At 48.4% G+C, this 20,103-nt stretch carries 19 protein-coding genes; 17 read left to right on the plus strand and 2 right to left on the minus strand.

The window, feature by feature from the left end; translation table 11 throughout:
- The first annotated feature begins 145 nt into the window (after nt 1-145).
- Nucleotides 146-901 (plus strand): tRNA threonylcarbamoyladenosine dehydratase, encoded by a 756-nt coding sequence (locus BN1360_RS10530; protein WP_068779820.1) that lies wholly within the window; start codon nt 146-148, stop codon nt 899-901.
- 141 nt (nt 902-1,042) lie between these two features.
- Nucleotides 1,043-3,172 carry a HelD family protein gene (locus BN1360_RS10535; protein WP_068779821.1) on the plus strand — a complete coding sequence of 710 codons (2,130 nt, stop codon included), beginning with the start codon at nt 1,043-1,045 and terminating at the stop codon, nt 3,170-3,172.
- A 111-nt stretch (nt 3,173-3,283) separates the two neighbouring features.
- Here the strand turns inward: BN1360_RS10535 and BN1360_RS10540 are convergent, their stop codons facing one another.
- Nucleotides 3,284-3,583 carry a CD3324 family protein gene (locus BN1360_RS10540; RefSeq protein ID WP_068779822.1) on the minus strand — a complete coding sequence of 100 codons (300 nt, stop codon included), beginning with the start codon at nt 3,581-3,583 and terminating at the stop codon, nt 3,284-3,286.
- Nucleotides 3,584-4,004: 421 nt separating this feature from the next.
- On the opposite strand from BN1360_RS10540, the gene BN1360_RS10545 reads away from it, so the two are divergent.
- Nucleotides 4,005-5,312: a replication-associated recombination protein A gene (locus BN1360_RS10545; RefSeq protein ID WP_068779823.1), complete on the plus strand. Its 1,308-nt coding sequence runs from the start codon at nt 4,005-4,007 to the stop codon at nt 5,310-5,312.
- Between the two features lie 338 nt (nt 5,313-5,650).
- Here BN1360_RS10545 and mnmA read toward each other — a convergent pair whose 3' ends face one another.
- Entirely contained in the window at nt 5,651-6,772 is a 1,122-nt protein-coding gene (mnmA, locus tag BN1360_RS10550) for a tRNA 2-thiouridine(34) synthase MnmA (RefSeq protein WP_068779824.1), read from the minus strand.
- A 259-nt stretch (nt 6,773-7,031) separates the two neighbouring features.
- Between mnmA and cymR the strand changes: the two genes are divergently transcribed.
- From cymR to BN1360_RS10615, 14 genes are all read left to right on the plus strand, one after another.
- Nucleotides 7,032-7,451 carry a cysteine metabolism transcriptional regulator CymR gene (gene cymR / locus BN1360_RS10555; RefSeq protein ID WP_068779825.1) on the plus strand — a complete coding sequence of 140 codons (420 nt, stop codon included), beginning with the start codon at nt 7,032-7,034 and terminating at the stop codon, nt 7,449-7,451.
- 95 nt (nt 7,452-7,546) lie between these two features.
- On the plus strand, nt 7,547-7,675 hold the full coding sequence (locus tag BN1360_RS26220) for a hypothetical protein (RefSeq protein ID WP_256872305.1): 129 nt from the start codon (nt 7,547-7,549) through the stop codon (nt 7,673-7,675).
- A gap of 340 nt (nt 7,676-8,015) precedes the next feature.
- On the plus strand, nt 8,016-9,170 hold the full coding sequence (locus BN1360_RS10560; protein WP_068780013.1) for a cysteine desulfurase family protein: 1,155 nt from the start codon (nt 8,016-8,018) through the stop codon (nt 9,168-9,170).
- A gap of 87 nt (nt 9,171-9,257) precedes the next feature.
- A complete protein-coding gene (locus BN1360_RS10565; protein WP_068779826.1) occupies nt 9,258-9,773 on the plus strand; it encodes a PRC-barrel domain-containing protein in 516 nt (171 codons plus the stop codon).
- A gap of 24 nt (nt 9,774-9,797) precedes the next feature.
- The gene (locus BN1360_RS10570) at nt 9,798-10,004 is read left to right on the plus strand and encodes a hypothetical protein (protein ID WP_082790016.1); all 207 of its coding nucleotides are present in this window, start codon (nt 9,798-9,800) and stop codon (nt 10,002-10,004) included.
- A gap of 136 nt (nt 10,005-10,140) precedes the next feature.
- The gene (locus BN1360_RS10575) at nt 10,141-11,208 is read left to right on the plus strand and encodes an AI-2E family transporter (protein WP_068779828.1); all 1,068 of its coding nucleotides are present in this window, start codon (nt 10,141-10,143) and stop codon (nt 11,206-11,208) included.
- 790 nt (nt 11,209-11,998) lie between these two features.
- The gene (gene alaS, locus BN1360_RS10580; RefSeq protein WP_068779830.1) at nt 11,999-14,623 is read left to right on the plus strand and encodes an alanine--tRNA ligase; all 2,625 of its coding nucleotides are present in this window, start codon (nt 11,999-12,001) and stop codon (nt 14,621-14,623) included.
- A 403-nt stretch (nt 14,624-15,026) separates the two neighbouring features.
- Nucleotides 15,027-15,287 (plus strand): IreB family regulatory phosphoprotein, encoded by a 261-nt coding sequence (locus BN1360_RS10585; RefSeq protein ID WP_068779831.1) that lies wholly within the window; start codon nt 15,027-15,029, stop codon nt 15,285-15,287.
- An 8-nt stretch (nt 15,288-15,295) separates the two neighbouring features.
- Entirely contained in the window at nt 15,296-15,712 is a 417-nt protein-coding gene (ruvX, locus tag BN1360_RS10590; RefSeq protein WP_068779832.1) for a Holliday junction resolvase RuvX, read from the plus strand.
- 11 nt (nt 15,713-15,723) lie between these two features.
- Complete coding sequence (locus BN1360_RS10595; protein ID WP_068780014.1) at nt 15,724-16,047, plus strand: DUF1292 domain-containing protein; 324 nt, start codon at nt 15,724-15,726, stop codon at nt 16,045-16,047.
- Nucleotides 16,040-16,345: a DUF1292 domain-containing protein gene (locus tag BN1360_RS10600; protein ID WP_068779833.1), complete on the plus strand. Its 306-nt coding sequence runs from the start codon at nt 16,040-16,042 to the stop codon at nt 16,343-16,345. The genes BN1360_RS10595 and BN1360_RS10600 overlap by 8 nt, the downstream gene beginning before the upstream one ends.
- A gap of 107 nt (nt 16,346-16,452) precedes the next feature.
- The gene (gene mltG, locus BN1360_RS10605; protein WP_068779834.1) at nt 16,453-17,505 is read left to right on the plus strand and encodes an endolytic transglycosylase MltG; all 1,053 of its coding nucleotides are present in this window, start codon (nt 16,453-16,455) and stop codon (nt 17,503-17,505) included.
- 14 nt (nt 17,506-17,519) lie between these two features.
- The gene (locus BN1360_RS10610) at nt 17,520-18,455 is read left to right on the plus strand and encodes a peptidase U32 family protein (RefSeq protein WP_068779835.1); all 936 of its coding nucleotides are present in this window, start codon (nt 17,520-17,522) and stop codon (nt 18,453-18,455) included.
- 243 nt (nt 18,456-18,698) lie between these two features.
- A complete protein-coding gene (locus BN1360_RS10615; protein ID WP_068779836.1) occupies nt 18,699-20,033 on the plus strand; it encodes a peptidase U32 family protein in 1,335 nt (444 codons plus the stop codon).
- The last annotated feature ends 70 nt before the right edge of the window (nt 20,034-20,103 follow it).

Here is a 20,103-nt window from a genome sequence, read left to right on the forward strand (position 1 = left end):
GGAAGGCCCGGCTGAATTCAAGATTCGATGTCGAATAAGCTCTCAGTGTTACTTCGTGATCCAAGGGGGCTTTTTAAACAACCTCTATTCATTTGCATACAGGAAATTGAATTTATCGTCAGAGCTAATGGGAGGTATATGAATCATGCTTCATCAATTTTCACGGACAGAGCTGGCCATCGGAGCAGAAGGGTTGGAAGTTCTGAAGAATAGTACTGTAGCGGTACTGGGGATCGGCGGTGTAGGCTCGATGGCGGTGGAGGCTCTGGCCCGGACCGGAGTAGGCCGTATTATTCTAATTGACAAGGACGTTGTAGATATAACCAATTTGAATCGGCAAATTCATGCGCTGACGACTACGATCGGCCAGAAAAAAGCGGATCTGATGTGTGAGCGGGTCAAATTGATCAATCCCGAATGTGAGACGATCGCCTTGAACATGTTCTATACGGAAGAAACCTATGAGGAATTGTTCAAATACGATATCGATTATGTGCTTGATGCTTCGGATACAATTATTTATAAAATTCATCTTATCCTTGAATGCCGCAAGAGAGGCATCCCGATGTTGTCCAGCATGGGAGCGGCGAATCGAATGGATCCCACGAAATTCCAGGTCGCGGACATTTCCAAGACTCATATGGACCCTCTGGCCAGAGTGGTGCGTACGAAGCTGCGCGAGCTGGGCATCAAGAAGGGGGTGAAGGTTGTCTTCTCTACGGAGCAGCCGGTTAAACCGCGCGCTGATGTAACGAAGAAAATCGTGCCTGCCAATGCACCAGAGATTCGCAAAGCGAAGCAGCCACCGGCAAGCAATTCCTTCGTTCCGCCGGTCGTCGGTCTGATTATGGTTAGTGTAGCGGTACGGGATCTTTTGGATAAAGAACAAGCTAATAAATAATAAGAGCAGACGCTATGGTGGTAATACAAAGCCCCTGGCGTCTATTTTTGTAATGCTGCAAAGTTCTTGTTCGCTTTTTGTGGAACGCAATGATATAATTGAATTCCTTTTGACAAAATTTATCTTAGGAGGTAACTGAAAGTGAGTGATTTTCAAAGTGCCTATCAAGAAGAGGAACGGAAGCTTGAACGTGCCCTGGCGAGTATTGATGAACAGCTGCAGCAGCTGCGGAGCATCCCGGTTTATGTGGGAGATGATTTCACGGAGCAGGCGCTTGAGGCAAGCAGAGAAGGACAGCGCCAGAAGCTGATGCAATCCGCACAGGAGCCTTATTTTGGACGCTTGGATTTTGAGGAGACGGGCAGGGAGTTTATGCCGCTCTATATCGGGAAAGCTGGCGTGAGTGATGCAGTGGGCAAACAGCCGATGGTGATTGATTGGCGGGCTCCAGTCGCCAGCTTATTTTATTCTTTTACCGGTGGAGAGTCCGCCTCATACGAGGCCCCGGAAGGGGTGATCGAAGGTAAAGTCTCGCTGAAACGGAATATCGTAATCCGTCAGAGGAAGCTGGAGCGGGTCGTAGATACCTTCAATGAGAATGCCGACACTCCGGGGGTATCTGACGAGTTTCTCGTCTATCGACTTGGTGAGAATAAGGATAATCGATTGCGCGATATCGTCTCAACGATTCAGGCGGAGCAGGATCAGATTATTCGTGCCTTGAAAAATACCGCGCTGATCATTCAAGGGGTCGCGGGGAGCGGGAAGACGACGGTTGCCCTGCATAGGCTGGCTTATTTGCTGTATCAGTATAAGGAACAGATAAGGGCGGAGCGAATGGTTATATTTGCCCCAAACCTGATGTTTATCGATTATATCTCCGAAGTGCTGCCTGAGCTGGGCGTTGGCGATATTCAGCAGCGTACCTTTACGGATTGGGCCGCTAAAGTGATCGGACTTGCGACAGCACCTGAAGATGGTTCTGCAGGGCTGATGCGCTGGTTCGATGATCAAGCGCGGAGGCAAGAAATGCGGGCGGAGCAAGTTTACCCGGGCAGGTATAAAGGATCGATGGAGTTCAAACATTTATTGGATAATTATCTGCTGAGGATCGAGGCCGAGTGTGTGCCACAGGTCGATTTTGAGCCTTGGGACGGCAACCGGCTGTCCCGAGCGGAAATTATGGGGTGGTTCGAAGGCGAGTATAAATACTATCCGGTGGCTCGGCGCAAGGAGAGGGTATTGGCCCGGATTCATCGCTGGGTTGAAATGGAGCTGAAGAAGTCACCTTCGGCCGCAGCGCTGAAGGATCGGAAGAAGAAGGCGCAGCAGCGCGAGAAGGCTTATGCGAAGAAATGGCCTGAGCTGGATGCGTTCCAATTGTACCGGAATCTGTTCCAGGTGAAGAAAAATGCTGATTTTACGGTCGAGGATTTACAAGCTCAAATTCCGGCGGCAGTCTGGAAAGAGACGAAGGACAGCTTGAAGAACGGAACTGTGCAGGAAGACGATTTAGCGGCACTGCTGTACCTTTTTGCTGGAGTTAATGAATTGGACAGCTCGTTGACCTTTGACCATATCGTCATCGATGAAGCGCAGGATTTTAGTCCTTTTCAGGTGGTGGTGCTGGACCGGTTTGTGAAGGGGCATTCTTTTACAATATTGGGGGATTTGTCGCAGGGCATTCATTACTACAAAGGAATTGATGATTGGCAAGAGATGCAGGAGCTGTTCGCTCAAGAAGAGACGGCGTATTACGCTCTGACCCGAAGTTATCGCTCGACAATGGAAATTATCGAGTATGCCAATGAGATATTGAAGCATGGAGTGGGTACCGACTTGCTGGCTGTTCCTGTATTCCGCAGTGGCGATCCCGTTCGGCTGGAGCATGCCTCGTCGGAAGAGGGTAAGCTGGGGCTAATCAAGCAGGCATTAACCAAGGTGTTAAATGGCGAATATCGCACAACGGCGATTCTGACAAGAACGTTGGATGAGGCCAAACGGATGTATGAGACGCTTGCTTCCGTGGGATTGGCCGCCAATTTGATCGATGGTGACAAGACGCAATATGCGGGGGGAATTTCGGTTCTTCCGGTATATTTGTCCAAAGGGCTCGAATTTGATGCCGTGATTGTTACGGATGTGGATGCGCAGCATTATGGGGCGCAGGACGCAAAGCTGCTGTATGTCGGATGCACAAGGGCTCTGCATGAGCTGTGGCTGCTGTATGGGGATCAAATTCCTGAGTACGTGGTGACAGAGGTATACTAAGATTCAGATATACTTCCTCATTTTCTTCTTCATCCAAAGGTATAATTAAAGACCGTCCGAAATAATGTAAATATTCGGACGGTCTTTTTAGTTTCCATTTCTTCATGTTCTTCATTCTGTAACCGAAGCGACTTCTTTGAGGGAAGCGCGCATTTTACACAATATTTTACGGATGCTCTCGTCGGACAGGTAGTAGTCTTCAGCCAAATCCTTGACAGAGCGCCCGGTACGGTAATGATAATATATTTCTTCATTCCGCTTGGCAATTTGCTTGCGGGTTCCGCTGAGTTCTCCCCAATGCGCTTTTGCGCGTTCCGGTTTGGGGATGTAGAGCAGCTCTCCTTGAATATAATATTGGAGCTCCTTCAGCAGCCTAGGGGGAAGCACATCCTTCCCATTTTTGTAATTCACGGTCATGTTCCTCCTTGCTCAGTAATTCGTATTTAGTATGCAAGTCAAGTAAAGTCAACATGGCTCGTTAATCCCCCTTTCGGCAATTTAGTATTGTCGTACATAACCTTTATATTAGCATAGTCTGGTTCAAACGGAAATAAGAGGATGGCTGTAAAGCCACCCTCGCTGTTAGAGCTTCCGCGTTACGCGGAAACCACCTCAATCACTGAAATCACTTCGATCAGCCCCCTTTCACGTGATTCGTCGGCCCGACATCTATATTAACTCATATAATGTCAGCAGTTGGAAGCGAAAGAACGATTATAAATGTTTTTTACTTTTGGTGTGCTAAAATAGAGGGAGTGTGAGCTCTGTCAGTTTAGTGTTTAATTAACTTATAGAGCCTTAAATTTGGAACAAGATCAAGGAAGTGAACGGTATGGATTTATTCTCTTACAGCCAGGAGCAGAAGCCGTCAGGCCGCTTGCTTGCGGATCGGATGCGCCCTGCTTCCCTGGATGAATATATCGGACAAGAGCATATTATTGGGCCAGGCAAGCTGCTGCGGCGGGCGATCGAAGCGGACCAGGTATCATCGATTTTGCTATATGGCCCGCCAGGCTGCGGCAAGACGACGCTTGCTCATATTATCTCGAACCATACTCAGGCGGAATTCGTGCGGTTAAATGCGGTGGACGCTTCCGTCAAGGATGTGCGTGAAGTGATTGAGAAAGCACAGAATGATAAAGCCTTTTACGGTACAAAGACGATCCTGTTCCTGGATGAGGTACATCGCTTTAACAGTTCACGTCAGGATGCACTTCTGCCAGCGGTGGAGAAAGGGACGATTATTTTCATCGGCGCTACGACGGAAAATCCGTTCCATTATGTAAATGGCGCTTTGATGAGCCGTTCGACGCTATTCCAGCTAGAACCGCTAAATAAGGAGCATTCGCTCTTGGCAATGCGCCGGGCGCTTGAGGATAAGGAGAAAGGGCTTGGCTTCATGAAGCTCAAGGTCGATGAGGATGCATTGCAGCATATCGCCACGATGGCGAACGGCGACATCCGTCGGGCCTTGAACGCTCTCGAGCTGGCAGTGCTGACGACACCTCCTCTAGAAGATGGCACGGTTCATGTGACGCTGGAGGTCGCAGAGGAATCGATCCGCCGTCCGTTAGTCAAAGCAGACGAGTCCACACAATACGATGTTTTATCGGCATTCCACAAGAGTATTCGCGGCTCCAGCGATGCGGCGGTGTTCTGGTTCCTGTATGCGGTCGAGAAGTTGGGCATGGACCCGATGACCTTCATCCGCCGCTTGATCGCGGCCAGCAGCGAGGATATCGGCCTGGCTAATCCGCAGGCGATGGTGCAGGCGGTCAGCGCTCTGCAAGCCTATAGGAACAACGGCTGGCCCGAGGCTAAGCTGAACGTCGTTCAGGCGATTCTTTTCGCGGTGGAGAGCCCGAAATCCAATGGGGTGACGTTGGCCATCGACAAGGCGATGACGGCGATTGAAGAGGTAAGGTCGGCGGAGGTGCCGCTTCACCTGCGGGATACACATTACAAAGGTGCCGTTAAGCTGGGACATGAAGGATATAAATATCCGCATAACTTTCCGGGCCATTATGTGAAGCAGCAGTACTTGCCGGACAGTATATCCAAGAGGGTATTCTATGAAGCGACGGAGCAAGGCAATGAAGCGAAGATTCGGCATAACCAGGAGCTGCGGAGCAGGCAGTAGAGTAGCAGATTTCTATCACGTGATGGATCGCCTTTTCTTAGTACAGCGATGTATCGTTTTTGAAGAAGCTGGCAGAAGCGGCGTTTCTGCGTTTTTCTAACGAAACTTCATAACGCTATTTCCCTAAAAACAGCGGAAAATAAAATCTAACGAAACTTCAGATCGTTATTCGGGGGAATTCGAGACTTTAAGCCACTATTTTGCTGCAATAGCGATACCCAGTTTCGTTACAACTTTGCGCAGCCCATTTCGGCCGAAATAACGTTATCCCGTTTCGTTAGAAATAAATAAAGGCAGATCCACGATAAAGAGTGAATCTGCCTTTTATTTGTTGAGGCTCAAGAATTGGCATTAGCGACCTTCTTTGGGGCTTCAATGGTGCCGCCGCCGAGGCAAACTTCGCCGTCATAGAAGACGACCGCTTGTCCTGGGGTAATGGCCTTCTGCGGCTGGTCGAAGACGACGCGCACTGTGCCGTCCGCGTTCGGGATCATCGTTACGCCTTGATCCGGTTGACGGTAACGGAACTTGGCGGTGCATTGAAACGGCTCTTGCGGCAGCTTGTCCTGACCGGCAATCCAGTTGATACCGGATGCTGTCAGCTCAGTGGAGTAGAGGCTTGGATGCTTGTCGCCTTGTACAACATACAGGATGTTGTGCTCCAGATCCTTCTCGGCGACAAACCAGGGCTCCCCATTACCCGATCCGCCGATGCCAAGTCCTTGTCGTTGACCGAGCGTGTAATACATCAGGCCGTCGTGGCGGCCTTTGACCTCACCCGTTACGATGTCAATCATTTCGCCGGATTTAGCCGGCAAATATTGACTCAGGAACTCACGGAAATTACGCTCGCCGATGAAGCAGACGCCGGTGCTGTCTTTTTTCTTCGCGGTATATAATCCGGCTTCTTCAGCAATCCGTCGTACCTCGGGCTTCGGCAAATGACCGATTGGGAACATGGCCTTGGACAATTGCTCCTGGCTCAGGGCATTCAGGAAGTAAGTTTGATCCTTGTTGCTGTCGATTCCCCGAAGCAGCTTGTATCCATCAGCGTCATTGATCACGCGGGCATAGTGTCCGGTAGCGACATAATCGGCGCCAAGATCGAGCGCTTTTTGAAGGAACTCCCCAAACTTGATCTCGCGATTGCACATGACATCCGGATTTGGGGTACGGCCGCGCTTATATTCTTCGAGAAAATAGGCAAAGACTTTATCGAAGTATTCTTTTTCAAAATTCACTGTATAGTAAGGGATATCGATCTGTTCGCAGACACGCCGCACATCCTCAGCATCCTGCTCTGCCGTACAGACTCCGAATTCATCGGTATCATCCCAGTTTTTCATGAAAATTCCGATCACATCATAGCCTTGTTGCTTCAACAGCAGTGCGGTTACGGAGGAATCTACGCCGCCGGACATACCCACTACGATGCGAGTCTCGCTATTTGGTTTAGACATATTTTTTCACTCCTTTAGGACCGATATTGGCCTGTTCTTTATTGTAACATATACCCCGGCGATGTATACGATCAGTTTGTCTTCAGCTAGCGTCGCCCAATAAATGTACGATTTTGATGTGAGATTTATTTCCCAAAGCTATAAAGGATATGATACGATAAGCAGAGGTAAGTGATAGGAATAGAGAGTTATACTATTCTCTTCTTGATCAAGGTTCCATTATATAAAGATTATTTGAAAATTGAAAGAGGTGGCTTCTTTGAAGATTTCTACAAAGGGACGCTATGGCTTAACGATCATGATGGAGCTGGCGGCAAAATTCGGCGAGGGACCAACTTCCCTGAAAAGTATCGCTGAGAAAAATCAATTATCGGAGCATTATCTGGAACAATTGATTGCCCCGCTTCGTAATGCTGGACTCGTTAAGAGCGTCCGCGGCGCGTATGGCGGCTACATTCTGTCCCGCGACGCCTCCGAGATAACAGCCGGGGATATTATCCGCGTACTTGAAGGACCGATCTCACCGGTGGATTTCACGGAGGAGGATGATCCGGCCAAACGTGATCTGTGGCTTAGAATCCGCGACAGCATCGCTGAAGTGTTGGATTCTACGACCCTGGAGGATTTAATTACATTCGAAGAGCAAAGCACTAAAGAAAACTACATGTTTTACATCTAATTGGATTTGCAGATGAATTTAGTGCTACTTACCTTCCATAAGTGGGAAAATCCGGATATAAACTCGCAAAAATGACTCCTGGAAAGGAGTCATTTTTGCATCAAATTGCAGGAAACGGCATTGCTGAGCTGTGGCAACGGTGCTATAGTATCCTTGCCAAGAATCGCATGGTTGAGCGGCTGGGGCCGTTTGGAGCGCAATGGAGCAGCACGAAGGAAACATGATCGGTTAGAGCCGTTTGAAACCTATACGATACATAGAATTGGCTTGTTCGTACAAAAACTTTTGTGCGGCGTACTGCGTCTTATAGCTGGACAACAGGGGACTGTTGAATCTAATCAAATATGGGTAATTGTCCGAGCCGTGGGCCTGGACAGATGACAAATTTTGCAGAAATACAGTTTTTCTGAAAATAGATGTTTTAAACCGGAGATTCCTGCAAAAATGCAGATTTTTCACGGATTTCGGCTTAATCTAAAGGAGATAGGCTGAAAAGCCTGCATTTTGCAGTTAATATTATACGGACAGATATAGATCTATAGGGATAAGGTGATATTCATGAAAATGAACAATATATATTTGGACCATGCGGCGTCTACCCCCATCCGCCCTGAAGTAGCTGAAGTGATGATGAAGGTGATGACAGAGCAATACGGGAATGCTTCCAGCATTCATTCCTTCGGACGTGCAGCTAAGAGACTGATCAGCTCAGCACGGGATCAGGTGTCCACGGTGGTAGGCTGCCGACCCGATGAATTGGTGTTCACCGCGGGGGGGACGGAGAGCGATAATCTGGCTTTGTTCGGAATTGCTGCTGCCCGTGCGGGACGGGGCAAGCATATCATCACGACAATGACTGAACACCATGCGGTGCTGCATACATGCCAGAGGTTGGAAAAAGATGGGTATGAAGTTACTTATTTGCCAGTCGATCGATATGGTAGAATTCATCCGGAGCAGGTAACCGAAGCGATCCGTCCCGATACGATTCTCGTCTCGGTCATGTATGCCAACAATGAAGTTGGAACGATTCAGCCAATTGCAGAGATCGGACGGATTACGGCTGAGCATGATATCGTTTTTCATGTTGATGCGGTGCAAGCGCTAGGGGCCTTGCCGATTCATCTAAGCGAATTACCCGTCGATCTAATGAGCTTCTCTTCACATAAAATTAACGGCCCGCAAGGCGTAGGTGCATTATACGTAGGCAAAAATATCAAGCTGGAGCCCCTGCAATATGGCGGGCTGCAAGAGCGGACGCGCCGGGCAGGCACTGAAAATATGGCCGGAATCGCTGGCTTCGCCAAAGCGGCCGAATTGGCCAAGCTGGAAATCCGCGAACGGACAAGCCGTGATGAAGAGCTGCGCCGGGTGCTGCTGGCAGAGCTTGAAGCGCTGGTTGGCAGCAGTCATTATCATATTAATGGCCATCCTGAGCACCATCTGGCTCACATCCTGAATATCAGCTTCCCGGAATGCGGTACAGAGACGATGCTTATGAATCTGGACATGGAGGGAATTGCAATTTCCAGCGGCTCGGCCTGTACTTCAGGGTCATTAGAGCCTTCGCATGTGCTTGAAGCGATGCATCTTCCGCCAATTCTTTTACAATCCGCGGTTCGATTTAGCTTCGGGTTGGGTAATACTATAGAAGAAATTAAAATTACTGCAAAAAAAATTGCAACCATTCTCGATCGTATACGTAGTAGAAAATATTAGTCGTTTTCTATCCATTCTGAGGGAGGAGGATTATGTTTTTTATTGCGGGACGTTCAGGGGTGCCCTGCTTTAGGAGGACCGCATACTGTGAGGCTGCAGCAATTAATAGGACTTGCTGTATTTGATATAGAGAACGGTAAAAGGGTCGGGAAGGTCTCGGATATCCTGCTTGATCAGGATTGGACCATCTCGGGGATTCAATTAGAGGGGAAAATGCTCTTCTCTCCGCGCCTTAGGGCGGTCCCTTGGAATGATATCGTCGCATACGGCGAAGATGCCGTGATGATTCGCAATCAACAGGCTATCCAAGTATGGAATGCCGAGAATATACAGCTTACCTTCTTATCAGGTAGCGGCAGAATTAAGGAACTGCCCATTCTTACCGCGGACGGTTCGATGATCGGTTATGTTAGCGATGTTTATTTTGACCAAGAAATGGGTAATACAATTACAGGTATTGAAATCAGTGACGGCTTCTTGTCCGATCTGATCGAGGGTCGCAAGAAGCTTCCTTATATTTCGGAAATGACGAAGGGGGAGCATGCTATTATGGTCCCTGCAAACAGTGAGCAAAAACTGCTGGAGAACGATGAATTCAGTTAACGTATAGGATAGGTGATGTGTATGATGAAATGTCCAAATTGCAGTTCCAAAGATATTGGCAAGATCGGTTCGCACCAATATTATTGCTGGGGCTGCTTTATTGAATTGACTGTGAACGGAGATAAGATGTCGGTCTATCAAGTAGAAGAAGATGGGACCCTCAGCTCCTTGGATGACTTGTTCTTTGGTGATGAATCCATGCAGGATTTCCCGCAAATCCATCTCTCTTAATTGAGAGCAACAGTCTGATTGTAACAAGCTCTTCTCCCATTTCGGGAGGAGGGCTTTTTGCATGGCGCGGTTATTTTTCCAGGCCTTCGCATATACTTTCCATAGCTGGTCCATATGCAGGGAGGAATGAGAGACAATGGAGCCGTTCCTGAAGAGCAAGCTGTTCCGTTATGGAGTCTGGCTGCTGCTGGGGCTCATTATTTTATATTTTGTTTGGCAGCTCCGCCCGATGTTTGCTGTTATTTACGAATTTCTGAAAGCGATCTTTGCCCCATTTGTGATCGCCATGATTATCTCCTATGTACTTAATCCGATTGTTAAAATGCTTGGCGGACGGAAGGTCCCAAGAACGATGGCAGTGCTGCTTATTTACGCGGTGTTTCTAACGAGCCTATCGGTTATTCTGATGAATGTCATCCCCATGTTCGTAGAGCAGCTTGAGGAATTGGGCGAACATTTGCCGCAGCTAACCATGCATACGCAGCAATTTATGAACCGCTTTGATAACAGTATTCTTCCGGGAAGCATTCGCATGGGAATGAACAACTGGTTCTTTCAGGTCGAACAACGAATGGCCACGGCAATCTCTGATTTTCTTAACAATATCGGTACGACCTTGAATATTGTCTTCAACGTGTTCATTATCCCTTTCCTCATCTTCTATATCCTCAAAGACTTTGATACGTTCGAGCGTATGATCCTGCAGTACCTTCCCCGAACCCATCGCAAATCGATCGTCTCGTTGCTAAAGGAGATTGATGAAGCACTGGGGAACTATATTCGCGGGCAGCTGCTTGTCTGCGTCATTATCGGTGTGCTGGCTTATATTGGATATATGATTATCGGCATGCCCTTCGCTCTATTGCTGGCAGGTGTTGTTGCTGTATGCAACATTATTCCATATCTGGGCCCTTTTCTGGGGGCTGCTCCAGCCCTGCTAATGGCATTAACGATTTCCTGGAAAATGGCGCTGTTCGTCCTGCTCGTTAATATGTTATGCCAGACCATCGAGAGCAATATTATCTCGCCGCAGGTGGTGGGCCGAACATTACATTTGCACCCGATGTTGATCATTTTTGCTCTGCTTGTCGGCGGCGAGATCGCGGGTGTTCCCGGGCTGATCGTTGCGGTGCCTATGTTTGCAGTGGGCAAGGTGATTCTGCAGCATTTCTATACTTACTATGTGCGTCGGAAGACGATATAGAGCGATCTGTAATATAATCACTTCACTTCCGGAATACGCATTATTGGTACTTAACCCTCCGTGGCTTGTGATAACCCTGGGGGGTATTTCTCATTTCACGGTTAAATATGATTACATAGTGAAAGGTTTAACGGTACTTTATTGGACTCGTTTGTTGCAGATTTCGATGTGACGGATAATGTTGCTATCGCTGTAAATGTTAGTACAGTAGCTGCCATTGCAGTTCAGAAGCCGAAGCATACCGATCGGCAAGCCATCGACAACGCTCAGAAGGGGTGCATTGACACTGTGCATGTTGCCCTATATACTAAAAATGTTATGTTCGAAAAATATGTCTTGAAGCTATTTCGGGGAAACCCCCAATTATAGCAGCAAAGCGATGATGAAATGAAGTACATTCGCAAACGGATTTTTGCAGAGAAGGGTTTCTTCATATCCGATGGTCTTTATAGACACAGCAAGGTATGATGGCTGAGAGAACCCGAAATACGGGCGGATGGAAAGCTGATTTCTGAGTGTGAGTTCAAAATCACCGGCAGGTCCCCGTTATCGGACTGATCAAGGCGATCGCTAGATCCGGAATACGGAAGATGACTTTGGATAAGGGTTCCAGAGGATACTTCAGCCGGCATTATTACAGCGATAACCAGGGTGGTACCGCGATTAAATCGTCCCTGAATTTCAGAGGGCGTTTTTTTGTTTTTCAGATTGTCACAAATTTTCACAAATGTTTACAATTCGATGTAGCAAACTGGCTTAACCAAACGTTAATAATTAGGGGGAGTATTCAATGAAAGCAAGTGAAATTCGCTCCAAATGGCTGGAGTTCTTTGCCAGCAAGGGGCATAAAATCGAACCAAGCGCTTCGCTCGTACCGCATAACGATCCGTCCCTGCTGTGGATCAATGCTGGTATGGCACCGCTCAAGCCTTATTTTGATGGCCGGGTGAAGCCGGAGAATCCGCGCCTGACGAATTCGCAGAAATGTATCCGTACCAATGATATTGAAAATGTCGGCAAGACGCGCCGACACCATACTTTCTTCGAAATGCTGGGCAACTTCTCCATTGGTGATTATTTTAAGGAAGAAGCAATCACTTGGGCTTGGGAATTTCTGACCGGCAAAGAGTGGATTGGCTTCGATCCGGAGCGCCTGTCTGTAACTGTATATCCTGAAGATGAAGAAGCCTTCAAGCTGTGGAATGAAAAGGTTGGCCTGCCGGCTGAACGGATCATCAAGCTGGAGGACAACTTCTGGGATATTGGCGAGGGTCCATGCGGGCCATGTACCGAAATTTTCTATGATCGCGGTGAAGCGTATGGCGATGCTTCTGATCCGGAGATGTATCCGGGGGGAGAGAACGAGCGTTATCTCGAAGTATGGAACCTGGTATTCTCGCAATTCAATCACAATAAGGACGGCAGCTACACACCGCTCCCTAACAAGAATATCGATACCGGGGCAGGCCTGGAGCGCTTCGCCTCCATTCTGCAGGATGTGAACTCCAACTTCGATACAGATCTGTTCCAGCCGCTGATTCAGAAGACAGCCAAACTGGCTAATGTGAAGTATGGGGAAAAGGAAGACCTGGATGTAGCGTTTAAAGTTATTGCTGACCATATCCGTACAGTTGCGTTTGCTGTATCCGATGGCGTGCTTCCTTCTAATGAAGGCCGCGGGTATGTCATTCGCCGTTTGCTGCGCCGGGCAGTTCGTTATGGGAAGATGCTTGGCCTGGACAAGCCGTTCATGTACACGCTGGTAGAAACGGTTGGTGAAGTAATGGGCAGCTACTACTCGGATGTGGTTGAGAAACGTGAATTTATTGAGAAGATCGTCCATAACGAAGAGGAACGCTTCCATGAGACACTGACCGAAGGCTTGGCTATTCTGGCGGAGATGAGCGCAGAGGCCAAGGCAGCAGGTCATACAGTGATTAGCGGAGCGAATGCCTTTAAGCTCTATGATACTTATGGATTCCCGCTGGATTTGACGGAAGACTTTGCGCTTGAACATGGTCTGAATGTAGACCGTGAGGACTTCGAAGCGGCGATGGAGGAACAGCGTGCGCGTGCGCGTTCGGCTCGTCATGATGGAGCCAGCATGAAGATTCAGGGCGGAGTTCTCTCGGATTTGACGACTAAATCGGAGTTCGTTGGATATAATGAGCTTAATGTTACTACTAAAATTGTGGCGATCGTATTCGAGGATGTATTTGTTGATGTGCTGTCCGCAGGGCAGACAGGCCAAATCATTCTGGAGAAGACGCCATTCTATGCGGAGAGCGGCGGACAAGTCAGCGACCAGGGGATCATCTCCGATGCTTCCTCAAGTGCTGAGGTTACCGGATTGTTCAAGGCGCCGCGTGGTCAGCATGTGCATCAAGTGACCGTACTGTCCGGCGAACTGCGTACCGGTACAGACGTGAAGGCGGAAGTAAATGGCGAAATGCGCCGTGACATCGTGAAGAACCACACGGCTACGCATTTGCTGCACAAAGCGTTAAAAGAAACGCTTGGCGAGCATGTTAATCAAGCAGGGTCTTTGGTGGAGCCGCAACGTCTGCGCTTCGACTTCTCTCACCTGGGCAGCATCTCTGCTGAGGAGCTTGCCGTAATAGAACGCCGTGTGAATGAGCAGATCTGGAACGCACTCGATATCGTCATCCGGCAAATGCCTATTGACGAAGCGAGGGCTTTAGGAGCCATGGCCCTGTTCGGCGAGAAATATGGCGATGTCGTCCGTGTCGTTAAAGCAGGGGACTACAGCCTCGAGTTGTGTGGAGGATGTCATGTGAACAATACGGCGGAGATTGGACTGTTCAAGCTGATCAGCGAGAGTGGCATCGGCTCGGGCGTAAGACGGATCGAGGCAGTAACCGGTCGCGGAGCTTACCAGTTCATGGAAGAGCAGCTTGATCTTCTGAAGCAGTCTGGGGGATTGCTCAAGGCGAACATCGCCGACGTTCCGAAGCGGGTTGAGGCACTGCAGCATCAATTGAAGGAGCTGGAGCGTGAGAACGAATCGTTGCAAGGCAAGCTGAGCTCGATCGAAGCCGGATCGCTAACCAGCCAGGTTGTGACCATTGGCGAGACGAAGCTGCTGGCCGCTCGCGTCGATGCAGGCAGCATGGATGCGCTGCGCACCTTGGCGGATGAGCTGAAGGTCAAGCTGCCTGATGCTGTTCTGGTTCTTGGAGCAGCTGCACAAGATAAAGTGAATTTTGTTGTCGTAGTTCCGCAGTCGGAAGTGAAGCGCGGGTTGCATGCTGGCAAATTGGTCAAGGAAGTCGCTGCGGTATGCGGCGGTGGCGGTGGCGGACGCCCGGATATGGCCCAAGCCGGCGGCAAGGATGCTTCCAAACTGGAGGAAGCTCTGAAGGTAGCAGAAGAATGGATTGCTTCCCAGGCATAAAGAACGAGTTCAAAAAGGTTTCAGCATCTGAGAGAGTGGATTTGAAGCCAGGGACATAACTTCGCAAGTATTTGCTTAGGCCCGGCTAAATTCAAAATCGGATGTCAAATAGGCCCTCTGTATTACTTTTGGATTAGATATAGGATTGATTCGTGATCAGATAGGCTGATGAAATTCCATATCGCAAGAAAACCTGCCTTTGAATCGCAGTCGCTCGTCTTTGAATGACTTCGATCGGTTTTCTTATCAAAAGCGGACTTTTTGAACAACCTTTTAAAGTCCTGAGATCCTGGGAGCTTTTATTCAGTGAATGTTTCCTTATGGAGCCCGTGATATGATATAGTAAGATTAGATCAAGACGATTTAAGCAGATGGTGGATGTCTGAGGAAGCGAGGTGTCGTCATGGACTCCATGGATAAAACCGTCAAGTTCAATGTAACAGGGGATGAGCAGCAAGCGTCGGCAGAAAATATTCTTCTTGCGGTGTATGATGCGCTTCAGGAGAAGGACTATAATCCGATTAACCAGATTGTCGGGTATTTGCTGTCGGGTGACCCGGCATATATACCACGGCATAATAACGCAAGAAGCTTGGTTCGCAAGAAGGAACGCGACGAGCTGATTGAGGAACTGGTGAGATATTATTTGGCTGGTCATCGTTAGGAGAAGTTATGAAAATTCTAGGTCTTGATTACGGGGATGCACGAATCGGAGTCGCGATTAGCGATGAGCTCGGATGGACGGCCCAAGGACTTGAAGTCATTGAACGCCGTAAAGAAGGGGCGGAGCTGAAGCGGATCGCTGAGCTGGTCAGCCAGCATGAAGTGGAAGCGGTCGTAGTCGGGCTTCCGAAGAATATGAATGGTACGATCGGCCCCCGTGGTGAAATATGCAAGGCCTTTGCGGAGCAGCTGCATGAAATGCTGCAGGTGCCTGTGCACTTGTGGGATGAGCGTCTGACTACGGTCTCAGCGCATCGAACGCTAATCGAGGCAGATGTGAGCAGGAAGAAACGCAAAGGGGTCGTGGACAAAATGGCCGCGAGCTTGATTTTGCAAAATTATTTGGACTCTAAGAGTAAAAAGTGAGGGTGATCGCTATGTCTAAAGATCGTATTGGCTATGAAGAAGAACCGGAAATTATTTATATTCCCAACGAAGAGGGGAATGAAGAAGAATTCGAAGTAATTATGAAGTTCGAAGTTGACGGTTCCGACGCCAAATATATGATGGTCGTTCCTTTGGATTCCGAGGATCATGATGATGATGATGAAGAGAGCGAAGAAGTATATGCCTTCCGCTACGAGGAAGACGGCGATGACCTGAAACTGTACACAATCGAGAGCGATGAAGAATGGGAGATCGTTGAAGAGACATTCAACACCCTGGTTGATGAATTCGACGGGGAGGACAACGATGACTGATTTTTCAGCGGAGAAGGTAGTGTGGACGTCACGGGTTCGTGATGCTTACGGTACCATCGTCGAGCTTCAAGATGAACAGGGCAAGGCTTCCTATTATACTGTCGAGAATGAATTTGACGTGGCGGGAGCAGCTTACGCCGCTTTACGCCCTGATCAAGACTCTTCTTCTGTAGAAGAGCCCGAATTGTTCAAGATTGTTCAGTCCTCGGATGGGGAGCTAGAGCTTGTTACCATCGAAGATGATGAAGAGTGGGAGAATGTATCTGAGCTATACGGTGAACTTACGTTCCCTGAATGAGTTCGGCAGGACATCTCTTGAATACGATCGATTGTGTTATCTGATGAGCTAATATAAATCGGCATAAGGGCGGGAATCCCGCTCTTTTTGCTGTAGAGGAGTGGGCTATGAAGACAGCATTGAAATGGTTCCTCGCATTTATTCTGATTATTATTATTGCAGCGGGAGCGGGCGGTACCTATATTTATTATGGTATACAGCCAGTGAAAGCTTCGGAAGAAGCGGTGAGGGTTACGATTGAACCTGGAATGCGGACGAGCAGCATAGCTGATACCCTGGAGCAGCAAGGACTCATCAAGAATGCGTTCTTGTTCAAATCGTATTTAAAGTTGAAATCCGAGGGTAGCCGTTTTCAGGCGGGTACTTATGATATAAATCCCGGTGCGGATTATGATGAGATTATCGCCAAGCTGAACAGCGGAGATATTGTCAAAGCGGAGATGATCCGTTTTACTATCCCGGAGGGGTATACCGTCAAGCAGATGGCCAAGACCTTATCCGAGCAGGGATTCATTAATGAGGATACTTTCCTGAAATTGGCCAAGTCCCCTACAGGCATCGACAGTCAGCTGCTGGCTGATATTCCCGATCAAGCGGAGATGAAATTCAGACTGGAAGGGTATTTATTCCCGGAAACCTATGAGTTGAAGAAGGGCAGCAGCGAGCAGGAGATTATCAACCGGATGTTCACGGAGACGGATCAGCGTCTGCACAAGATTGCTGATTTTGAACAACAGTTGAAGAAAAGCGGTCTTAGTCTGAATGAAATAATGACAGTCGCTTCCCTTGTGGAGCGTGAAGTCGTCGTTGATTCGGAACGAAGTCTGGTAGCTGGCGTCATCTATAATCGGCTTGCTAAAAACATGAAGCTAGAGATTGATGCCACTGTTCAATATCTGTTAGACAAACCTAAAGAGCGCTTAATGAATTCGGACCTGAGAAAAGTCGACAGCCCCTATAATACTTATTTGTATGAGGGACTGCCGCCAGGGCCGATCGCAGCGCCAAGCCTGAAATCTATCGAGGCCGCGCTTGCGCCGGAAGCTTCGGAGTATCTGTTCTATGTGACGAAGAAGGATGGCAGCGGCGAGCATCTGTTTGCCAAGACCTACAAAGAGCATTTGAAGAATATTGAGAAGAGCAAGGCAACAGCTAAATAACCGAGGTGTATAGAATGGGTAACAGACCGGAACTGCTTGTTCCCGCAGGCTCCCTTGCGGAGCTGCAGGCATATCTTGATTGTGGAGCGGATGCCTTTCTTATTGGCGAGGATAAATTCGGCATGCGTCTGCCAGGTGCTTTTACCCCGGCCGAAATTGCTGAAGCAGTCAGGATTGCCCATGAACGCGGGGCTAAAATATATGTATGTATCAACATTTTAATGAGTAATGAGCTGCTCAAGGATCTGCCGGATTATGTGAAGCAGCTTGGGGCCGCCGGGGTGGATGCCGTTCAATTTGGCGATCCATCCGTATTGCAGACGGTGAAGGAGCTAGCTCCTCAATTGAAGCTGCACTGGAACGCGGAAATGACTTCGACGAATTATATGACGGCGAACTATTGGGGCAGCAAAGGGGCCAGCCGCGTCGTGCTGGCTCGTGAGCTGAATATGGACGAGATTACGGAAATGCAGCCGCATTTGCAAATCGAGTCCGAGGTGCAAGTGCATGGGATGACGAATATTTACCATTCCAAACGCAGTCTGGTACGCAATTATATGGCGCATCAGGGCCGGGTGATTGGCGAGAATGAATCCGTAGGTATGGAGCGCGGGCTGTTCTTGATCGAGGCGGAGCGCCAGGATGAGAAATTCCCGATCTATGAGGATCGTAATGGAACACATATTATGAGCTCCGACGATATTTGTATTCTGGAAGATCTTCATATGCTGCTGGGCGCTGGGGTAGACAGCTTGAAGATCGAGACGATTCTTAAGCCGGTGAGCTATAACGAGGCAGTTATTCGTATCTATCGTCAAGCGATTGACACTTATTTTACCGATCCGGAAGCCTATGAGTTTGAGGAAGCCTGGATTGAGAAAATTCGTGAGGCTCAGGATCCTGAGCGTGAGTTGTCATTCGGATTTTTCTATAAAGAACAAGTGTATTAATTTAAGAGGTAGTTCAAAAAGTTAATAGTCCACTTTGATAAGAAAATTGATCGAAGCCCTCCAAAGAGAGTGATCGTCTCGTCGTTCAGAGATAGGTTTTCTTGCGATATAGCGTGACCCTGTCTTTATCAACAGAAGCGTTTTGAGAGAACGCACATCGGAAGCTTGAGCTTTGGTGCTGAAAGTCGGACTTTTTTGAACATGTCATTTAACGATTAAAAATTTCTAGAGGTGAACGAATTCATGCAAACTGCGGAGAGACACATACGCAAATATACCGGCAAGCGATACCGTTTGGAGAAGCCAGAGCTGCTGGCTCCGGCAGGAAACCTCGAGAAATTGAAATTTGCAATCCACTATGGAGCAGATGCGGTTTACATCGGGGGTCAAAAATACGGTCTTCGCTCAGGTGCTGACAATTTCAGTCTGGAGGAAATGCGCGAGGGCGTTGAATTTGCTAAAAAATATGGAGCCAAAGTATTTGTGGCTACAAATATATATGCCCACAATGAGGATTTGGCGGGGATTGAGGCTTATTTGCGCGGCCTGCATTCCGTCGGAATTGCGGCGATTATCGCTGCCGACCCGATTATTGTTGATACGGCACGCCGTCTTGTGCCAGAGCTGGAAGTGCATCTTAGCACTCAGCAATCGACGGTGAACTGGCAGGCTGTGAAGTTTTGGAAGGATGAAGGTCTGCCGCGTGTAGTTCTGGGACGGGAGACAAGCCTGGAAGAGATCGAAGAAATCAAGCAGCATGTAGATGTAGAGATCGAAGCTTTTATTCACGGGGCGATGTGCTCCTCTTATTCCGGCCGCTGTGTACTGTCCAATCATTTCACAGACCGTGACTCCAACCGGGGCGGATGCTGTCAATCTTGCCGCTGGAAATATGATCTGTTCGAAGATGCCAGACCGGTCGAAACATGGATCTCTGAAGAAGAAGCGAGAGAAAGCTCGGTATTGCGCCAATTCCAGCTTGGGGTTAATCAATTGCCATTATTCAATGAAGGCGACAATGCCTTTACGATGGGCTCCAAGGATTTGTGCATGATTGAGCATATCCCTGATTTGATTGATGCGGGCGTAGACAGCTTCAAGATTGAAGGTCGTATGAAATCCATTCACTATGTGGCTACGGTCGTCAACGTATATCGTCAGGCGATCGATGCTTATATGGCTGATCCGGACAATTATGTTCTTAAACCGGAATGGCTGGAGGAGATTCAGAAGGCGGCCAATCGCCCGGTCAACACCGGCTTCTTCTACGATATTCCCGATCATGAGGATCACATTTATGAACCGGAAGAGAAGGCAATGCCGTATGACTTTGCCGGCCTTGTCATGGACTATGATCATGCTACGGGCATGGCTGTCATTCAGCAGCGCAATCATTTCAAACCGGGTCATGAGATTGAATTTTTCGGTCCGAATGGCACTTTCTTTAAGCAGACGGTGGGCAAGATCTGGGACGAAGAAGGTAATGAGCTGGATGCGGCTCGTCATCCGCTGCAAAGAATCAAGATGAAGGTGGATTATCCTGTATCTTATTTTGATATGATGCGTAAGAAGAAATAGACGAGATGCGACTTGTATATCACTGAAATTAGGGCTTTTCGATCATAGGACGAAAGGCCCTTTTTTGTGT

It is taken from the genome of Paenibacillus sp. GM2 (assembly GCF_900069005.2).
Lineage (GTDB): Bacteria > Bacillota > Bacilli > Paenibacillales > Paenibacillaceae > Fontibacillus.